The sequence below is a fragment of the Roseibium sp. R5 genome (assembly GCF_055755305.1).
This window is the reverse complement of sequence record NZ_CM146910.1, coordinates 2,049,253-2,068,860: the sequence shown is the minus strand read 5'-3', so window position 1 is coordinate 2,068,860 and position 19,608 is coordinate 2,049,253. Positions and strand designations below refer to the sequence as shown.

General features: G+C 56.2%; 17 protein-coding genes. 5 read left to right on the top strand and 12 right to left on the bottom strand.

Annotation, left to right across the window (positions count from 1 at the left end; all coding sequences use genetic code 11):
- Positions 1-170: 170 nt before the first annotated feature.
- Positions 171-314, bottom strand: a complete 144-nt coding sequence (locus AC0J4F_RS09630) for a hypothetical protein (RefSeq protein WP_473026085.1) — start codon at positions 312-314, stop codon at positions 171-173.
- Positions 315-492: 178 nt separating this feature from the next.
- On the opposite strand from AC0J4F_RS09630, the gene AC0J4F_RS09625 reads away from it, so the two are divergent.
- Positions 493-1,920, top strand: a complete 1,428-nt coding sequence (locus AC0J4F_RS09625; RefSeq protein ID WP_473026084.1) for a uracil-xanthine permease family protein — start codon at positions 493-495, stop codon at positions 1,918-1,920.
- Between the two features lie 440 nt (positions 1,921-2,360).
- On the opposite strand, the gene bhcD is transcribed toward AC0J4F_RS09625, so the two are convergent.
- The 4 genes from bhcD to bhcA form a co-directional block, all read right to left on the bottom strand.
- Positions 2,361-3,326, bottom strand: a complete 966-nt coding sequence (bhcD, locus tag AC0J4F_RS09620; protein ID WP_133951849.1) for an iminosuccinate reductase BhcD — start codon at positions 3,324-3,326, stop codon at positions 2,361-2,363.
- 62 nt (positions 3,327-3,388) lie between these two features.
- Positions 3,389-4,552 (bottom strand): 3-hydroxy-D-aspartate aldolase BhcC, encoded by a 1,164-nt coding sequence (bhcC, locus tag AC0J4F_RS09615; protein WP_473026083.1) that lies wholly within the window; start codon positions 4,550-4,552, stop codon positions 3,389-3,391.
- A 22-nt stretch (positions 4,553-4,574) separates the two neighbouring features.
- Positions 4,575-5,546 (bottom strand): beta-hydroxyaspartate dehydratase BhcB, encoded by a 972-nt coding sequence (gene bhcB / locus AC0J4F_RS09610; protein ID WP_473026082.1) that lies wholly within the window; start codon positions 5,544-5,546, stop codon positions 4,575-4,577.
- Positions 5,543-6,733 carry an L-aspartate--glyoxylate aminotransferase BhcA gene (gene bhcA, locus AC0J4F_RS09605; protein WP_473026081.1) on the bottom strand — a complete coding sequence of 397 codons (1,191 nt, stop codon included), beginning with the start codon at positions 6,731-6,733 and terminating at the stop codon, positions 5,543-5,545. The genes bhcB and bhcA overlap by 4 nt, the downstream gene beginning before the upstream one ends.
- Positions 6,734-6,903: 170 nt before the next feature.
- On the opposite strand from bhcA, the gene bhcR reads away from it, so the two are divergent.
- Entirely contained in the window at positions 6,904-7,758 is an 855-nt protein-coding gene (gene bhcR / locus AC0J4F_RS09600; protein ID WP_473026080.1) for an HTH-type transcriptional regulator BhcR, read from the top strand.
- Here bhcR and AC0J4F_RS09595 read toward each other — a convergent pair.
- The 7 genes from AC0J4F_RS09595 to AC0J4F_RS09565 all read right to left on the bottom strand — a co-directional run bounded on the left by AC0J4F_RS09595 (position 7,736) and on the right by AC0J4F_RS09565 (position 15,579).
- Positions 7,736-8,638: a heparin lyase I family protein gene (locus AC0J4F_RS09595; protein WP_473026079.1), complete on the bottom strand. Its 903-nt coding sequence runs from the start codon at positions 8,636-8,638 to the stop codon at positions 7,736-7,738. The two genes, bhcR and AC0J4F_RS09595, sit on opposite strands and share 23 nt — an antisense overlap.
- A gap of 134 nt (positions 8,639-8,772) precedes the next feature.
- Positions 8,773-9,498: an amino acid kinase family protein gene (locus AC0J4F_RS09590; protein ID WP_473026078.1), complete on the bottom strand. Its 726-nt coding sequence runs from the start codon at positions 9,496-9,498 to the stop codon at positions 8,773-8,775.
- Positions 9,499-9,585: 87 nt separating this feature from the next.
- Positions 9,586-10,878: an amidohydrolase family protein gene (locus tag AC0J4F_RS09585; protein ID WP_473026077.1), complete on the bottom strand. Its 1,293-nt coding sequence runs from the start codon at positions 10,876-10,878 to the stop codon at positions 9,586-9,588.
- 13 nt (positions 10,879-10,891) lie between these two features.
- A complete protein-coding gene (locus AC0J4F_RS09580) occupies positions 10,892-11,836 on the bottom strand; it encodes an ABC transporter permease (protein WP_473026076.1) in 945 nt (314 codons plus the stop codon).
- Positions 11,833-12,915 (bottom strand): ABC transporter permease, encoded by a 1,083-nt coding sequence (locus AC0J4F_RS09575; protein ID WP_473026075.1) that lies wholly within the window; start codon positions 12,913-12,915, stop codon positions 11,833-11,835. Before AC0J4F_RS09575 ends, AC0J4F_RS09580 begins: the two co-directional genes overlap by 4 nt.
- Positions 12,912-14,459 (bottom strand): ABC transporter ATP-binding protein, encoded by a 1,548-nt coding sequence (locus tag AC0J4F_RS09570; protein WP_473026074.1) that lies wholly within the window; start codon positions 14,457-14,459, stop codon positions 12,912-12,914. The genes AC0J4F_RS09575 and AC0J4F_RS09570 overlap by 4 nt, the downstream gene beginning before the upstream one ends.
- A gap of 112 nt (positions 14,460-14,571) precedes the next feature.
- Positions 14,572-15,579 carry a BMP family protein gene (locus AC0J4F_RS09565; protein ID WP_473026073.1) on the bottom strand — a complete coding sequence of 336 codons (1,008 nt, stop codon included), beginning with the start codon at positions 15,577-15,579 and terminating at the stop codon, positions 14,572-14,574.
- Between the two features lie 438 nt (positions 15,580-16,017).
- Here AC0J4F_RS09565 and AC0J4F_RS09560 point away from each other — a divergent pair, with 438 nt between their 5' ends.
- The 3 genes from AC0J4F_RS09560 to AC0J4F_RS09550 all read left to right on the top strand — a co-directional run bounded on the left by AC0J4F_RS09560 (position 16,018) and on the right by AC0J4F_RS09550 (position 19,582).
- Entirely contained in the window at positions 16,018-16,938 is a 921-nt protein-coding gene (locus AC0J4F_RS09560) for a sugar ABC transporter substrate-binding protein (protein WP_133951829.1), read from the top strand.
- Between the two features lie 80 nt (positions 16,939-17,018).
- Positions 17,019-18,587: a sugar ABC transporter ATP-binding protein gene (locus AC0J4F_RS09555; RefSeq protein WP_473026072.1), complete on the top strand. Its 1,569-nt coding sequence runs from the start codon at positions 17,019-17,021 to the stop codon at positions 18,585-18,587.
- Positions 18,584-19,582 carry an ABC transporter permease gene (locus tag AC0J4F_RS09550; RefSeq protein WP_306147602.1) on the top strand — a complete coding sequence of 333 codons (999 nt, stop codon included), beginning with the start codon at positions 18,584-18,586 and terminating at the stop codon, positions 19,580-19,582. The genes AC0J4F_RS09555 and AC0J4F_RS09550 overlap by 4 nt, the downstream gene beginning before the upstream one ends.
- Positions 19,583-19,608: the final 26 nt, after the last annotated feature.

Here is a 19,608-nt window from a genome sequence, read left to right as displayed (position 1 = left end):
CTGAATTATCATTGTTGCCGCCAATCATGCTGAGCACAGGCCTTGTTTTGCACCAGCCGATATCCGAAAGCACCTTCTGATTTTACAAGAAAGTCAGAAGATTATTTTGCTTTATAAGAAAAATGACAGCAATTGTTAGACGGGTCAGAGAACATGCCTGGATCCCCGGATCACTTTTCCGGACGGAAACTACAGGCTCCGGTCGCCGATAATCCGGCAACCGGCTCAGATCCTGCGGGTGCAAGTACATCAACGCCTTGCAGTGTGCTGTCCCCATCGACCTTCACTACAACGACCAGAAAAGACCTGCGCACGGTTCTCTCACGCTATGCGCGAAGCAGGCTGCTCACCTTTTCAAAGCCTGCCGTGCCGGGAGGGCCGGCAGTCACATCCGTGGGGATCACACCAGAACAGGTTTGAGATTCACAAAAAGGATGATCCCGGTCCATCAAACGAGACAGGGACATCCGATCGACCTTCAGAGGAGAAACCATGAGTAACGCATCGATCGGATCGCCGGAGCAATTGCGCGATCCCAACTATACTCCGCCTTTGGCAAAGGCAATCCCGCTCGGGATCCAGCACGTCCTGGCCATGTTTGTTTCAAACGTGACCCCCGCGATCATCGTGGCAGGAGCCGCCGGTTTCGGCTTCGGTTCGAATTCACCTGATTTTCCCGAGCTTCTTTATCTGATCCAGATGTCGATGCTGTTTGCCGGCGTGGCAACACTGCTTCAAACCATCACGCTCGGCCCGGTCGGCGCAGGGCTGCCAATTGTACAAGGCACATCCTTTGCCTTCCTGCCGATCATGATCCCGCTTGTCGCCGGCAAAGGCGTTGACGGGCTCGCCGCCGTCTTCGGCGGGGTCATCATCGGCGGCATGTTCCATGCGGTACTGGGTATGTTTATCGGTAAAATCCGCTTTGCCCTGCCGCCGCTTGTCACAGGATTGGTCGTTACGATGATCGGTCTGTCGCTGGTAAAGGTCGGGATCCAATATGCCGCCGGCGGAGTACCGGCCATCGGCACTCCGGAATACGGGTCTTTGCTCAACTGGTCTGCGGCGCTGGTGGTCATCTTCGTCACCCTTGGGCTCAAGTTCTATGCCAGAGGTATGCTGTCGGTTTCTGCAGTGCTGCTGGGCCTGATTGCCGGTTACATTTATGCCCTGATGACCGGGATGCTGACTTTCGACACCATTGCATCTTCCTGGTCAAATGCCAGCGCATTCGCCCTGCCGCAACCTTTCAAGTACGGGTTTGAAATCTCCGCAGCTGCGGTCATCGGTTTCTGTCTCATGGGCTTTGTTTCGGCAATCGAAACCGTGGGCGACGTCACCGGGATAACAAAAGGTGGTGCAGGCCGCGACGCAACGGACAAGGAGATTTCCGGCGCGACCTACGCCGATGGTCTGGGCAGCACCGTCGCCGGCTTGTTCGGCGGGTTTCCGAACACATCTTTCAGCCAGAACGTCGGCCTGATCGCCATGACCGGTGTCATGAGCCGGCATGTAGTGACATGCGGCGCCATTTTCCTGATCATCTGCGGGCTGGTTCCGAAGGTCGGTGGTTTGATCCGCACCGTCCCGATTGAGGTTCTTGGCGGCGGCGTCATCGTCATGTTTGGAATGGTTGTCGCTGCGGGTGTCTCAATGCTCTCGGATGTAAACTGGAACCGCCGCAACATGGTGATCTTCGCGATTGCCTTGACCATCGGACTTGGTCTTAAGCTGGAACCGGGCGCGCTGCAGCATATGCCGGATACAGCTCGGATCTTGCTGACAACGGGGCTTCTGCCTGCAGCAGCGATCGCCATTGTCCTTAATCTGATCCTTCCAGATGAACTGTCCGAAGAAGCGACCGAAGAAGTTTCCGGCGGCATGGCCGGCCATGGCAAAGGCTCTTTGCCGGCGGAGTAATCCGAGTGCGTAAGGACCCACGAAATCGATTGGGCCGCTTCTGCGGCCCTTTTCTTTTTGGCACTCAGTATCTCAGTAAATTCGGCTGCCCTTGTGATCAGCCCTATTCGTCTTGATCACTCACATTGGCCCCGGATCAAATCCGGGGCGGCGCAGCGCTAGCGTCGAACGCCAGCTCATTAAAAACAGCGCACAAGTGTAGTGAACTAACGCCAGTTGTTAGGTGTGCACTGTTACTGACAACTATTTGCCGCCGTCCCGGCCTCCGAGCCGGGACCTGCTCTCAATCTACGGCACATACATTAATTGCCCCGTAACAACGTTCGGGACGGCGCAAGACTGAAAAGAATCACAAATGAAATCCGCACCAACAAAAAAGAGGGCCAGCGTCTCCGCCGGCCCCAGGCAAGGTTCTTAGAAAATTGATTGGCCGAACGCCGTTAGAAATCAACGTTGATCGCAACACCTTTTTCGACCGCAAGGTCGACAACCGCTGAAGCAACAGCCAAGTCCTGCAGACCAACACCCGTACCGTCGAACAGGGTGATTTCATCCTCTGACGTCCGACCCGGATGTTTACCGTTGATGACAGCCCCGATTTCGTTGATATCGCTTTCAGAAATCAAACCGCTTGCGACAGCGTGCTGGCACTCGCCGATGGTCGAGGACTGGGCGACTTCATCCGTGAAAACGGTGGCCGTGGCCACCAGTTCAGCTTCGACTTCCTGTTTGCCTTTGGTGTCTGTCCCCATGCACGCAAGGTGCGTTCCGGATGTGACCTGCGCTGCTTTAAGGATCGGGTCGAAGCTGGATGTGATTGAAATGACCACATCGGCTTCCGCCCCCAGACGATCAAGATCTACGGCCTCAAAAGGTAGACCAAGCTCCTTGGCGGTCTCGTCCAAGCGGGACAGCATTTCAGGATGCAGGTTCCAGCCGATCACCTTCTCGAAAGACCGCTGCTCGGCAGCCGCCCGCATTTGAAACGCGGATTGGTGACCTGCGCCGATCATACCAAGAACCTTGGCATCCTTGCGTGCCAAGTGCATGATCGAGACGGCAGAAGCGGCCGCGGTGCGCAGCGCCGTCAACAGATTGCCGCCGACAATAGCCTTGGCTTTGCCAGTATCTGCATCAAACAGAAATACCGTAGACTGGTGGTTGGTCAGACCCTTGTCGGCATTACCGGGCCAGTACCCGCCGGACTTCAATCCCAATGCCAGAGATGACCGGTCAAAGCCGGACTTGAAACCATAAAGTGCATCCGCATGCCCGATGGCTTCCCGGATGACCGGAAAGTTATAGGCAGCGCCGCTCGACATGGCAGCGAATACGCTTTCGACTGCCTCAAAAGCTTCGGCCCGCCCCAGAAGGGCTGGTATTTCCTTTTCAGGAACAATGATCATAGGTGTCTCCACAAAAAAGCCGAGCCCGCTCGGGGCTCAGCCATATCGAACAACGTGATGGATCAGTAGGCCTTGCCGCGGGCGGAGACCGGCCAGACCGTCTCAACCTTGCCATTGCGGACCCCAACGTACCAATCATGGACATTGGCCGTCGGGTCACAGTGGCCCGGGACAAGCTTCAGCTTCTCGCCAACCTTCAAGACACCATCTGGATCGGCAATCACCCCATGCTCGTCCGAGCATTTGACGTATTCAACATCAGATCTACCGAAAATGAAGGGCAGACCACTGTCGACCGACTGGGCTTTCAAACCGGCATCGCAGATCGCCTTGTCGGCCTTTGCGTGGCTCATCACCTGGGTGAGAATGAAGAACGCATTCTCCCACTCGCCCTGGTCAATGCGGTTGCCGTCCTTATCCAGGATCCGGCCATAGTCCGCATCCATGAAAGCATACGACCCGCACTGCAACTCGTTGTAGACACCTGAATTGGATTCGAAATAGTAGGACCCTGTGCCGCCACCGGAGACCAGTTCCGGCTCCAGACCGGCCGCTTTCAATCCTGCGACTGCATCCTTGACCATGGCAATGGCAACGTCGAGCTTCTCCTGGCGCGCCTCGTATGTATCGAGATGCTGCATGGCGCCCTGATAAGCTTGGATACCGGTAAACTTCAGCCCCGGCGCTGCATCAACGGCTTTCGCGATTTCAACGACCGCCTCCGTCGTCGTGACACCGCAGCGGCCGGCACCGCAGTCGATTTCAATGAAGACTTCCAGCGTTGTCCCCGCCTCCGCTGTCGCTGCCGAAAGTTCAGCTATATTGTCGATATCATCGACACAAACCAAAGTGCGGGCACCGAGCTTCGGCAACTGCGCCAAGCGCTTGATCTTCACCGGGTCGCGCACCTGGTTGGATACCAGAACATCCTTGATGCCGCCGCGGGCAAAGACCTCGGCTTCACTGACTTTCTGGCAGCAAACACCGACAGCCCCGCCGAGGCGTTCCTGCAATTTGGCGACATCGACGGACTTGTGCATCTTGCCGTGCACGCGGTGGCGCATACCATGCGCTTTGGCATAGTCGCCCATCTTCTTGATGTTGCGCTCCAGTGCATCCAGATCGAGCACCAGGCACGGCGTTTGGATGTCCTTTTCGTCCATCCCCGGGACAGCCGGAACGTCGTACCCAACCTCAAGTTTTTCAAATCCAGTAATTGCGTTCATCAGTTTGATCTCCGAAACGGCTTCAAAGGGTCCAAGGGAGTTTGTTCAGGTCGACGTTGCCGCCGGTGATGATGACACCCACGCGCTTGCCAGCGAAGATGTGCCTGTTCTTCAAGATTGTCGCGAGCGGCACCGCAGAGGACGGCTCCATCACGATTTTCATGCGCGCCCAGGTCAGCCGCATGGCCTCAACAATCTCCTGCTCCGACGCCGTCAAGACGTCCGAGACGTAGTTGGAGACAAAGTGCCAGGTCAGATCCTTCAGCGGTACTTTCAGGCCGTCTGCCACTGTGCTTGGAGCATCATCCGCGATGATGTGACCGGCGCGAAAGCTGCGCGCTGCATCGTCCGCCTGTTCCGGCTCAGCCGCGAAGATCTTTACCTCCGGCGCCAGGTTCGACAGGGTCAGGCATGTACCAGACACCATGCCACCGCCACCAATCGGCGCGATCACCATGTCGAGACCGTCAGTCTGTTCCATCAGTTCCTTGGAACAGGTTCCCTGCCCCGCGATCACACGGTGGTCATTGTAGGGATGCACGAATTCTGCGCCGGTCTTTTTCTCCACTTCGGCGAAAACGGCTTCCCGGCTTGAGGTCGACGGTTCGCATTCGGTGATGATGCCGCCATAGCCGCGAACGGCATCTTTCTTGGCCTGCGGCGCTGTGCGCGGCATGACCACGTGACACGGGATGCCCCGCCGGCCCGCTGCATAGGACAAGCTCAGGGCATGATTGCCCGAGCTGTGGGTGGCGACACCCGTTTTGGCCGTTTCTTCATCCAGGCCGAAGACCGCATTGGACGCGCCGCGAACCTTGAAGGCACCGGCTTTCTGAAAATTTTCACACTTGAAGAACAGCTCAACGCCGGTCAGATCATTCAGGAACGAAGACGTCAGAACAGGTGTCCGATGTACGTATGGCTTGATCCGTTCATGCGCAACCAGCATGTCCTCCAGGGTTGGGATGTAGGAGTTCAGGGCGTCGGTTTTCATGCGGCCTCCTTTGAGGAAACGGCCTCCTCAGTGCGGTAGTAGTCTTGAGCCGCGGCTACGCCTGAGCCCAGTTTGATGGATAGCCCAAGATCAGCCATGACCATTTCAGCCGTTGCCAGGCCAGACAAGGTCATGACGTCAGTGAGGCTGCCGAGGTGCCCGATCCGGAAGACCTTGCCGGCCACGTCCCCGAGGCCAACGCCAAACGCTACACCGTATTTCCCGGCTGCATGGGTGACGATGTCGGTGGCGTTGAAGCCCTCGGAGGTTCGAATGGCGCTGACCGTGTCGGAATAGACATCACGGGATCTCGCACAAAGCTGAAGCCCCCAGGCATGGACCGCCGCGCGCACGCCTTCTGCGATCCGATGGTGCCGGGCAAACACATTATCCAGTCCTTCGGATAACAGCATGTCACAGCTTGTTTTCAGGCCATTGAGCAGTCCAACCGCAGGTGTATAGGGGTAGGCATTGACCGCATAAGACTTCCGCATGTCGCGAATATCGAAGAAGGTTCGCGGCAACTTCGCCTTGTCGACAGCCGCCTGCGCCTTGGGTGATAATCCGACGATTGCCAGACCAGCAGGAAGCATGAAACCCTTCTGCGATCCCGTGACTGCGGCATCGACACCCCATTCATCCATGCGGAAGTCCATGGACGCGATGGAGCTGACACCGTCGACATACAGCAGCGCCGGATGCTTGGCATTATTGAGCGCGCGGCGGACAGCGGCAATGTCCGATTTAACGCCCGTTGCCGTCTCATTGTGCGTCGCAAGCACTGCCTTGATTTCATGATGCGTGTCTGCGGCCAGAAATTCTTCATAGCGATCCGCTGGCAAACCGGTTCCCCACGGCGCATCAACAATCACAACATCCAGCCCGTGACGCTGACAAAGGTCGATCCAGCGATGGGAGAACATGCCGTTGCGAGCAGCCAGGATCTTGTCACCCGGGCTTAGTGTGTTCGTGATCACCGTTTCCCATCCACCGGTACCGGTCGATGGAAAGATGAAAACCTCTGCAAGTTCGCTCTTGAGTATCTTTTTTACACCCGACAGTGCCGGCTGGAGTATTTCGCCAAACAGCGGTGATCGGTGATCCAGTGTCGGCATATCGCACGCCTTGCGAAGCGCCTCCGGTATGTTTGTGGGACCTGGAATAAAAACAGGATTTTGAAAGCTCATGGCCGTTTCCTCTCACGGTTTCATGAAACGGTAACGGAGTGCAGCCGAAGTGCGCAATTTTTTTAAAAAACTTTTTTAAAAATAGAAACCCAACAAAACATCAATATTGTCAGGTAGATATATTTTTCATATGATGAATTAGTTTTTCAATATTATGTTGAGACAGTCTCATGCCAGAACGCGAAAACGACTTGATCACCGGGAGAAAGGCACGGGGGCGGCCGCGCGCTTGGGATGACAAGAGCGGTCAGAACACCATCAAATCACTCGATCGGGCAATGGCGGTTTTCGAGCACTTGAGCACCCAGTCCGGTGTCTCCTTGTCGGCACTCTCCGACCAGACCGGAGAATCCACTGCGACGCTCTACCGGATCCTGTTTACGCTTGAAACGCGTGGGTTGGTCGAGTTCGACCAAGCCCAGCAACTCTGGCACATCGGGCCCGCGGCCTTCATCGTGGGGGCCCGCTTCCTGCGCCGAACCAGTCTTGTCGAGCGGGCACGGCCAATCTTGCGGGAGCTCATGGAAGAGACAGGCGAAACCGCCAATCTCGGCATACAAAAAGGAGATCAGGTGCTGTTCGTCAGTCAGGTGGAAACGCACGCCAGCATCCGGGCCTTCTTTCCGCCTGGCTCCTTGTCTCCCCTGCACGCATCCGGGATCGGCAAGGCCCTTCTCGCCTTCATGCCTGACACTCAGTGTGAGAAGATCCTGAAGAGCTCCAAGCGGGAGAGGTTTACCAGCTACACATTATGCGATGCAGCGCTCCTGAAAGCCGATCTGGCCCAGGCGCAAACGCGCGGTTATTCGATTGACGGGGAGGAAAAAAACCTCGGCATGCGCTGCATCGCAGCGCCGGTCTTCAACCACTATGGCGAGATCGCGGCCGGCTTGTCGATCTCGGGACCAACAAGCCGGGTAACAGAGGACAAGATTCAGAGCTTTGGCTCCGCCGTTATGAATGCAGCAGGCCGGCTGACATCAGCACTCGGCGGAGAACCGCTTATTGAAACATCGGATCGGTAAGGCCGATGTCGGCGGCAGAAGCGCCTCTGCCATACCCGTTATGGTAAGCCGTGAAGGGCACATCAAATTCCCGAACGGTGTAAAGCCCGATCTTGAAGTAATAGCCATTGACCTCTTTGTCGGTATAGCCAGTCGGTCCGTTGTAGCGGATGAACTCTTCCCAGACGCCATTTGTGCAAGCCAAATCGATGGGTTGGCATTGACGCCGCCAACCGACAATTTCACCATCATCTTGAGGCGACCAGACGACTTTGTAAGCGTATTCGTGAAACACCTCGCGCTGCAATTCCGGCTGCGAATGAAGGATCTCACCGTCACCCTTCTTGGATCCAAGTTTCTTGATGCGCTCACCGTTCCATAGGGTGACAACAAACCGTCCATCCCAGAGGCGATGGGACAAGGGCGGCCGCAGGCTTTCCTGACCTTCGTTCACTCGCTCGTGCCATTGTGCCATCACCAATCGGTGCTTTGACTCCATTGGAAAATCACCGGGCAGAAGCGTTGAGAACCGGTACCAGGTTTCATCCCCGTTTTTGGCGACGTGCATGTCGCGCAACTCAGCACGGGTTCCGGAAGAAATCTTTTTGTCATCAGGAGATATCGTGAACTTGATGGCCGCGATGCTTTCCCCAGGCAGGTCAATTTCGACAAGTTCTGCGGAATTGCAGTCCACCAGCCGCTTGACGCTGATGTCCTTGGGAACGTCGGCGGGGTCAATATCGCACTTGATCGATTCTTCGGTGACCACAACCGGAACACCCTCGATCACGACCTCTTCTTGAGCCGCCATCACACCACCAGCTGCACAAAACAATGAGACAAAAACACCGGCAAGCCGGGTCCAAATCGGCTGCAACCTTAGAAAAACTGTGTTTGGCATTCGCAATCCACCCATCAAATACACCTGCGACCCGGCGTCGCTTTCCGGCAAGGGTAAGAACATCCCTTTGATCACACAAGCCGCAACCATGACTTGGCGCTTGTCCGGTTGGCAGTGACGCGCGAAACTGGAACTCAGTAAAATTTGCTTTCAGCGTCGCGGGACACACGCGTACCAACAGCATCGCTGGCAACCGCGTCGACAACATCTATGCCCGTATCAACACCAATGACATGCACATGAACGTTGTGCTGTTTGGCCAAGACCAAAGCCGAACGATCCATGAAACCCAAAGAGTTGGTGATCGCGGTCTCAATAGAAAGTGTGCGATACCGTTTTGCGTCCGGGTTGGTCTTCGGATCGCTGTTATAGACCCCATCAATACCGTTTTTCAGACAGAGAACACTGGCACATTCCAGCTCCACTGCACGCTGGACAGACGGATAATCTGTAGTCACAAAGGGCTGCCCGATCCCACCACTCAGGATGACGAGCCGGCCTTTTTCCAGATGCCTCAGCGCCCGCCGGCGAATATATTTTTCGCCAATTGCCGGAATATCGACGGCCGACATCAGCCGGACTTCAATGTCCGATGTTGCTTCCACCTTAGCCCGAAGAAGAATGCCATTCGCGATGGTCCCGAGCATGCCGACATTGTCCGCTTCGACATGCTCAATGTTCCAATCTGAGGAGCTGGTGCCCCGGAATATGTTTCCGCCACCGACGACAACCGCAACTTCGTGACCGTTTTCGGCAAGCGCAACGAGGTGAGAACACACTCTAGAAATCGCAGCGTCAGAAAAGACACCTGCGGATCCTTCGGCCAGTGCTTCACCGCTTACTTTGACCAACAGTCTCATCGCGCCACCCCTGTCTTGAACCGAACAGATCAATGGCATCGGATGTGAACGGATGTGTCAAGCACAGCTGTTCCAATTGGTAAGGACTCAGTGTTCACTTGGAGCGTAATCTGCCGGATCGACCATCCCCGGGCGGCCATCAATCGCAAGACGTGTGTGCCGGGGTTCGGATGTTGCGATCACCTTGCCGGATTTGACAACTGCCAACCGGGCAGCCTTAAGCCGGATCGCCTCGATAGTATCGCGCGCTTGCAGAAGCACAAAATCTGCCTTGCAACCCTTCTCCAAACCGTACCCTTCAAGCCCCATCGCCTTGGCTGGATGGCTGGTCACGCATTCATAACAATAGCGGATCGCCTCACGGCTTGTCATCTGAGCCACGTGCAGGCCCATACTCGCAACTTCCAACATGTCTCCGGAACCCATCGAGTACCATGGGTCCATCACGCAGTCATGCCCAAAGGCAACGTTGATGCCATAGGAGCGCATTTCCGGAACACGCGTCTGACCGCGTCGCTTTGGATAGGTGTCATGCCTACCCTGAAGCGTGATGTTGATCAGCGGGTTCGCGATCGCGTGCACCTCAGCTTCGGCGATTAACGGCAAGAGTTTTGAGACGTAGTAATTGTCCATGGAGTGCATCGAGGTCAGATGCGAGCCGGCCACCCGGCCTTGCAGACCCAACCTCTGCGTTTCATAAGCGAGCGTCTCGATGTGCCGGGACATCGGGTCATCGGTCTCATCGCAATGCATGTCGACCATCAGGCCACGTTCGGCAGCAATTTCGCAAAGACGACGAACGGACTTCGCCCCATCGTCCATAGTTCGTTCGAAATGCGGAATACCACCTATGATATCAACGCCCATGTCGAGCGCTTTCAGAAGGTTTGTTTCAGCACCCGGTGAGCGGTAAAGACCGTCCTGCGGAAAAGCGACAAGCTGAAGATCGATGTAATCCTTGACCTTTTCGCGCACTTCCAAAAGGCCCTGAACGCCGGTGAGCTTGTCATCACAAACATCGACATGGGTACGGATCGCAAGAAGCCCTTGGGCCACAGCAAGATCACAGTACTTCAACGCCCGCTCGACCACGGCGTCAACGGTCAGGATTTCTTTCAACTCGCCCCAGAGCGCAATGCCTTCCAAAAGTGTGCCGCTCTGGTTCATGCGCGGCAGACCAAGCGAGAGGGTCGCATCCATATGAAAATGACTGTCGACAAAGGGCGGAGACACCAGCTTGCCAGTGGCATCGATCACCTGACCCGCGTCCGCAGTCATTCCGGCCTCGACGGCCGCAATCCGACCATCCTTACAGGCAATGTCTATGCCCGTACGGCCATCCGGCAAGTTTGCGTTTTTAACGAGAAGATCAAAGGACATCGAGGAACACCTGTCAGCGTTGGCCGCGGAAATATGGAACAAGCAACGCCCGCGGATAATCAGCTTTCCTGGCTACCACGATCAACGCGATGATGGATAGGATATACGGCATCATCAGGAAGACCTGTCCGGGGATGAAGCTGCCAACTTCTGTCTGAAGTCGAACCTGGAACGCATCAAACGCACCGAACAACAGCGCACCGATCAGCGCTTTTCCGGGCCGCCACGAGGCGAAGACGGTCAAGGCAATGCAGATCCAGCCGCGGCCATTGACCATGCCGAAGAAGAAGGCATCAAAGGCCGACATGGTCAAAAACGCCCCACCCAGCGCCATGATCGACGAGCCGACAACGACTGCGCCCATGCGCAGGCCGTAGACCGAGAGCCCCTGAGATTCGACAGCCGACGGGTTGTCGCCCACAGCCTGGATCGCAAGGCCGAGCGGTGTGCGATAAAGTACATAGCCTGTTGCAAGCACCAGGATGAGCGCAAGAAGTGTCAGCGAGGTCTGCTGGAACAAGGCAGGCCCGAGAAACGGCAGATCAGACAGGATTGGGATATCCAGCGGTTGAAACGCTTCAATCCGCGGCGGCGACGACACATCCGGCAGAGCGGTCCGGTAAATAAAGTAACTGAGCGATGTCGCGAACAGTGTGACGCCGATCCCCGAGACATGCTGAGACAACCCGAGCGGCACTGTCAGGATGGCGTGAAGCAACCCGAACAGCCCACCGGCCAATGCGGCGACAAGCACTCCGCCCCAAAGCCCTGCTCCGAGCCAGACCGCCATCCAGCCAGCCATGGCACCTGCGGTAAAAATGCCTTCGATCCCAAGATTGAGCACCCCGGCCCGCTCACAGATAAGCGCGCCGATGACACCGAATATCAGCGGCGTGGCAATCCGTAGAGAGGCTGCCCAAAAATTTTCGGAGACAAGAATATCGAGGATCTCGATCATTTCGAGGCCTCCTTGGCATGCGGCGCGCCGACAAAGCGGATCTTGAACCTCAAAAACAAGCCGGAAACGAGAACGCACAACAGTGCCATCGCAACGATCAGATCAGCCAGATAATTTGAAACACCGGTGGCGCGGGACATGGAATCGGCCCCAACAAAGATGCTTGCAATAAAGAGCGCGGCAAAGACAACGCCAATCGGCGACAGTCCTGCCAGCATGGCAACCACGATACCGGAGTATCCGAAACCCGGTGACAGGTCCGCGGTCAGATATCCTTTCAGCCCTGCAACTTCACCCACACCGGCAAGGCCTGCCAGCGCTCCGGAGAGCAATCCGACCCGAATAAAGGTTGCCGTGACCGGGATACCAGCATGACGGGCTGCGGACGCGTTTTCTCCGACTGCCCTGATTTCAAAACCCCAGACCGTGCGTTTCAAAAGAAAATAAACGCCAAGCGCGGAAATCAACGCGATGATGAGACCCCAATGGATGCGCATCCGGTCCATCAGCTTGGGCAACGCGGCTTCATCCAGAATGGGTTCCGATTGCGGCCATCCCATCCCCATCGGGTCCTTCATGGGGCCCTCCAGCATCATCTGCACAAACAGCAGAATGACGAAGTTCAGGAGAAGCGTCGTCACCACTTCATCAACGCCGAGCCGGGTTTTCAATAGGGTCGGTCCCAACATGACCAGCCCGCCCATCAGGGCCCCGGCAAGAATGACGGCGGGGATAAGCACGAAGGAAGGCCCGGAGATAAACCCGGTACCGACCGCAACAGCGGCCAACGCTCCGGCATACAGCTGCCCCTCGGCACCGATGTTCCAAAGCTTTGCCCGAAAAGCAACGGCGGCGGCAAGTCCCGTCAGGATCAACGGCGTTGCGCGGGTCAGCATTTCGGTAAAGGCAAAGGCTGACCCAAAAGCGCCCTTGATCATAAGGCCATAGGCTTCAAAAACAGACAGACCTGCGAACAGCATCGGGACAGCCGCCAGAACGAGGGCGGCAACAGCGGCTGCCACGGTCACGCTGATGACTTTGGAAACGGCAACCGGACCTCTGGGTTCAAAACGGATCATGCAGCTTCTTCCCCATCGTGCCCAGCCATACGCAGACCGAGCTTGCCACGATCGAGGTCTTCCGTCGGTTCTGCTTGTGAGAGTTGGCCGCGATGAATGACGGCGATGCGGTCGGAAAGACGCATGAGTTCGTCCAGATCTTCAGAAATGAGAATGACGCCTGCCCCGCGGGCGCGTGCGGCAAGCAGACGTTTGTGAACGTCGGACGTGGCACCGACATCTAGCCCGCGCGAGGGCTGGGCGGCGAGCACGACCTTGGGCTCCGTTTCAAGCGTCCTGGCCAAAACGATTTTCTGGATATTACCGCCAGACAGCAACCTGGCCGGACTTGCCTCACTCTGGCAGCGAATATCATAAGCCTTGATAAGATCCTTCGCCCGGTCCCGCATCGCCGAAAACCGGAGCATCCCGAAGCGCTGGTTTTCTGGTTTGCGGATCCCTTCAATCGCCAAGTTTTCAGACACGGTCATCGCGCCGACGATGCCATCATGATGACGATCTTCAGGTATGCGCGCCAGACCGATGTCAATCATTTGACGCGCAGAAACTTGCCCGAGCTCATCGCCTTCCAGCATCAATTTGCCAGCCGACACCGTCTCTAGACCGGAAATAACCCGTGCCAGCGTGGTTTGGCCATTGCCAGACACCCCGGCTATGCCAAGGATTTCACCGGCTCGTAAGTCCAGCGAAACATCGGAGATTGCGTCGCGACCGTGTCCCGCCGCAACGCCGGTCAGGACAAAAAGCGGCGCACCCGGAGTACCGGGCTCGCGTACGGTTTCAGAAATCTCGTGCCCCACCATGAGCTCGGCCAATTGGCGTTGCGAACTGCCTTCTGTCGGCAAGTCCGCCACCTTGCGGCCTCCGCGCAAGACCGCAACGCGGTGGGAGGATGCCATCACTTCTGCCAGCTTGTGCGAAATGAAAATGATCCCGAGCCCATCGCCTGCAAGCTTCGTCAACGTAGCAAACAGGGTTTCGGATTCCTGCGGTGTCAAAACAGCGGTCGGCTCATCAAGGACAAGAACCCTCGCATCCCGATAAAGCGCTTTCAGGATCTCAACGCGCTGTTTTTCCCCGACCGAGAGATTGGAAATGCGCATGTCCAGATTGACCGCCAATCCGGATCTATCCATCAGCTCATCCAGCTTCTTGCGTGCCGGCAAACGGGCAGACTTGATGGCGGACAGAGGCTCTGTGCCCAAAAGGATATTGTCGAAGGCGCTCAGGTTTTCTGCCAGCGTAAAGTGCTGATGCACCATCCCGATGCCAGCATCCAGTGCGGCATGGGGAGAGCCTGGCTCCAACTCTTCAAGCGCGCCATGCGACCCCAAGACAAGTACCTGTCCTTCATCGGCCACATAGTGACCGAAAAGAATGTTCATCAGCGTGGTTTTGCCGGCACCGTTTTCTCCGAGAAGTGCAAGGATTTCACCTCGTCTCAGGTCCAGCGACACATCGCCATTGGCTGTCAACGCGCCAAAGCGCTTGGTGATGCCTTTAAGCCGCAACAGGACGGGGGCATCATTTGCTGGCGGCGCCATGCCAACCTCCGGTGGTTTTTGAATTCTTGGCCGACAAGGGAGAACATCGGCATGTCACTGGCGGTCACAGGTGTCGAACCCAATGACCGCCAGATAAAACAGCAGGCGCTGCTTACATCGTGGATTTCGGTTCGCTGTCGTTCACATTGACGCGGAACAGGCCATCAAGAATTTCCTGTTCTTTTTCTTTTGCGGCAGCAACGGCATCAGCCGGAGCAAGGCCTTCATCGACAATGAAGCTGCCACCGCCATAGCTCATGAAGCTATAACGGCCAAAATCTGCCGGTTCGAAAGTGCCTGCCTTCACCTGCTCAAGAGCACGATCAATTGTCGGCTCCATATGCCAGAGGGCTGAAGAGAGGATCGTGCCCGGATAATCGGCTGAAGTGTCGATGACGTTGCCGATGGCGAGAAGGCCCTTCTCCTTGGCCGCATCCGAAACACCAAAGCGCTCTGCGTACATGATATCAGCGCCCTTATCGATCATCGCAAATGCAGCTTCTTTAGCCTTGGGCGGATCGTACCAAGAGTTGATGAAGGTCACGAGGAACTTCACGTCCGGGTTCACGGATGTTGCCCCATCCATGAACGCGTGCATCAGACGGTTCACCTCCGGAATGGCATACCCGCCGACCATACCAATGATGTTGGATTCGGTGGTCGCGCCGGCGATCATGCCGGACAGATAGCTCGGCTCATGGATCCAGTTGTCGAAAACGGCAAAGTTTGGTTTTCCAGGGCCGAAAGAAGACCCCATCAGGAACGCTGTATCCGGATACTCTGCGGCGACCTTGCGTGCGGCCCGCTCCACAGCGAATGCTTCCCCGACAACAAGATCCATGCCCTGCTCTGCGTACTCGCGCATCACCCGCTCGTAGTCGGTGTTCGCGACGTTTTCAGAGAAGGTATAAGTGATGTCGCCACGCTCTTCGGCAGCTTTGAGCGCCTTATCAATACGGCTCACCCATTGCTGCTCGACCGGTACGGTATAGATCGCAGCAACTTTGATTGGATCCGCCGCTTGTGCAGCTGACATCGGCATGGCGGCAATGGCTGTTACAGTCATTGCAGCCGCCAAAAGGCCCCGGCGGACCTTTGAAAACGGTTTAACGGTGAACATCTGGAAACCCCTGGAGTGCTTTTTTTAACCCCAAAAGATGATCACAAATCCGGCGTGCCCACAAGTTAAGCAGAGCCTGCAAGAGCAATTTTTTTGAACAAACGGCAAAAAACGGCGCTCGTTTTTTGTGCGGTTCTCGCAAACGCCGCATGGCTCAACAGGCGAAATTTCCGGATCCTTAGCCGCGACATCTTTCGTTGTCATGATTTTCCGGCAACCACCGAAGCTTTTTGGAGAACTCATTTAAGTTCGTTTTATCAGACACTTCCGCACGCCTGGAGAATGCCTCAAAGATGAAAAATAAGCATCTATTTTTGAATGCATTCAAAAAAATGAAACGTTTCATATTGACCTGTTTCGGGAGTCATGCTTTCATTTAAGAGCCTGTTCACCTGCCAGTCTGGATAGAGGGACGGCAGTCTTCTTTGGGAGGAAATAATGAAGATATTCAAGCTCGCTGCCGCCGCAGCGACCGGTCTCGCTTTGCTTGCTGGCACCGCCATGGCAGATGACAAGCCGAAAGTCGGCCTCATCATGAAATCACTCGCAAACGAGTTCTTTCAAAACATGATGGCAGGTGCCGAAGCCCACCAGGAAAAGCGTGGCGACTATGAACTTCTGGCCGTCGGCATGCAGAACGAAACCGACTTCGAGAGCCAAATCAATGCCGTCGAAAACTTCATCACGCAGGGAGTGGATGCAATTGTGGTGGCTCCTGCCGACAGCCGTGCCATGGTGCGCCCGCTGAAGAAGGCGATGAAAGCGGGCATTGTCGTGGTCAACTTCGACGTCGCGCTCGATGAAGACGCCAAGAAACAACAGGGCATCGAGCTGGCGTTTGTCGGCCCGGACAACCGCGGTGGTGCGAAACTTGCCGGTGATGCATTGGGCAAAAAACTTGGCGAAGGCGGCAAGGTTGTCATCATCGAGGGCAACCCGGGCGCGGACAATGCAAACCAGCGCCGCATGGGCTTTGAAGACTCGGTCGCAGAATACAAGCTCGACCTTCTAGACAGCCGCACCGCGCATTGGGAAACGGAAGAAGCCAACACCGTCTTCTCCAACATGCTCACCGCGCATCCGGACATCCAGGGCGTGATGGCTGCCAACGATTCCATGGCCATCGGCGTGGTGAAAGCGCTAGAAAGCGCCGGCCGCACCGACATTATGGTTGTCGGTTTCGACAACATCCCGGCTGTAAGCCCGATGATCGAGGACGGCCGAATGCTAGCAACTGTCGACCAATTCGGAACCGACATGGCCGCAAACGCCATTGATCTGGCGCTCGAGGTCGTCGGCGGTGGTGATGAACTTAAAGGTTGGGTCAAAACCCCGATCGAATTGGTGGCCGCTCAATAATCGGCCCCATGTGCCCCCGCTTGGTCAGCCTTGAGCGGGGGCAAATCCAACTCTTCCAATACAATATGACTGGACGCACCATGGTAGCAGCGACGCAAACCGCGGCGCAGGCCCCCGCGCATTCCACGCCGTTTCTATCAGTTGAAGGACTGAAGAAATACTTCGGCGGCGTGAAGGCCCTCGACGGCGTGAGCTTTTTCCTCGAACAAGGAGAAGTGCATGCGCTGGTCGGTGAAAATGGCGCTGGTAAGTCCACCTTGATTAAGATCCTGTCTGGCGTATTCCCTTTTGATCACGGTGCGATCTTCTTGGACGGGCAGACGTACCGCCCGCAGTCGCCACATGAGGCCAAGGAACGCGGTGTTCAGGTCGTTCATCAAGAATTCAATCTCCTTGAGCATCTAACAATTGCGGAAAACATCTCGATCGAGAAGTTGCCACGCAACCGGTTTGGGCTCCTGGACCGGCATGAACTCAACGCTCGTGCTCGCAAGGCGTTGGACGCCATCGGGCTGACCGATATAGATGTCAAAGCTCCTGTGAGCACCCTTGGCATCGCCCACCGGCAGCTTGTTGAAATCGCGAGGGCACTGCAGTCCGATAGCCAGATTCTGATCCTCGATGAACCGACCGCCACGCTGACGGAACGGGAAACCAAGCGTCTCTTCGAACTTGTCTCGCGGATCAAGGAAGACGGCGTGACAGTCGTTTTCGTATCGCATCACCTCGACGAAGTCTTCGAAATCTGTGATCGGGTCACAGTGTTTCGCAACGGCCGCACAATCGCCACTGATCTGATAGCCGAGACCACACCAGACGGTATTGTCCAAAGAATGGTCGGCCGCCAGCTCGCCGGAGAGATGATTTCTGGCGATGAACATAAAGAGTTCGGCGACATCGCATTGAGTGTCCAAAATGTATGTACCCAGGCCAATCCCTCCGACACCGGTGTGTCTTTTGACCTGAGGTATGGCGAAATCCTCGGGATCGCCGGGCTGGTCGGAGCGGGCCGCACTGAAATCCTGCGCGGAATTTTCGGAATTGATCCGATACGGTCCGGACAAGTGCAACGGGATGGCAAGACCGCCCGTTTTTCAGGTCCAGGCGACGCAATAGCTGCCGGGATCGGCTTCGTAACCGAGGACCGAAAGGACGAAGGCCTGATCCTGGATATGCCGATCTCGGCCAACATCTCGCTGGCTAATATGAAGTCCGTGTCGCAATCGGGTCTGCTCAAATTCGCGGCTGAACGGCGAAAGGCCATGGAGGCCGGCGAAAAACTGAAACTTAAATACGGCAAGACAGCCGACCCGGCCTCAAGCCTGTCTGGCGGCAACCAGCAAAAAGTGGTGCTGGCCAAGTGGCTCGCACGGGACCCAAAGGTCCTGTTGCTGGATGAGCCAACAAGGGGCGTCGATGTCGGCGCGAAAGCTGAAATCTACGCGATCTTGAAAGATCTGGCCCGCAACGGCGTTGCTCTTTTGGTTGTCTCGTCCGAAATGCCGGAACTCATGACGCTGGCAGATCGCATTCTCGTTCTTGCAGAACACCAGATCCAGGGCACGCTCCAGCGCGCCGATTTCTCTGAAGAAAACATCCTGAAACTGGCCTACGGGCAAACCGAACTGGCCGGAGGAAACAGCCAATGACACTCCAGACAACAACCGATACGCTCCCGGCTCCATCCAGATTTTCCTTCCGGACAGTTTTGCAAAACGCGGGCATCGGCCTCGCCTTGCTGGCTCTGATCATATTTTTTTCCGTGTTCACCGAACACTTTCTGACACCGAACAACATCACCAACATCTTGACCCAGATCACCATCAATCTGGTCCTCGCCGTTGGCATGACATTCGTCATTCTGATCGGCGGCATTGACCTGTCGGTGGGGTCGGTGATGGCGTTTGCGGCGGTTGTTGCCGGCAAAGCCATCACCCTTCCCGGATTTGGGCCGGCCGAGGCAATTGCACTTGCGGTGATTGCCGCAACGCTGACCGGTGTGCTGTGCGGGTTCATCAACGGCGCCATCAGTGCTTATTGGGCGCTGCCATCGTTCATTATCACTCTTGGCATGTTGAACATTGCCCGCGGTGCGGCATTGCAGGTCTCCGATGCGCAGACAATCTACTCCTTCCCCTATGCATTTGAGGAATTCGGGTCCGCCATGATCTATGGCGTGCCTGTCGTATTCCTGGTGGCGCTGCTCCTGGTCTTCGTGGCTTGGTTCGTGTTGAACTTCACAGTTTTCGGGCGATTGCTCTACGGGATTGGCAACAACGAGGAAGCCGTCCGTCTGGCCGGACATTCGGTGCGTCGCTACAAGATTGCAGCCTTCACGATATGCGGCTTCACAGCCGGTATCGCGGCCGTTGTGTATATGGCCCGCCTCAACATCTCCAGCCCGATCGCCGGGATCGGTTTTGAACTCAATGCGATCGCTGCAGTGATCATCGGCGGCACCAGTTTGAGCGGCGGCCGGGGTTCGGTAATCGGGACACTGCTCGGCGCTTTCATCATTGGTGTGCTCGCAAACGGCTTGATCCTGATCGGTTTAAGCGACTTCATGCGCCAGATGATTACCGGTGTGGTCATCATCTTTGCAGTCATCCTTGATCATTACCGCGCCAAGTACGCGGCGACTTGATCGCCTATATTTAAAGCCTCAGCGGA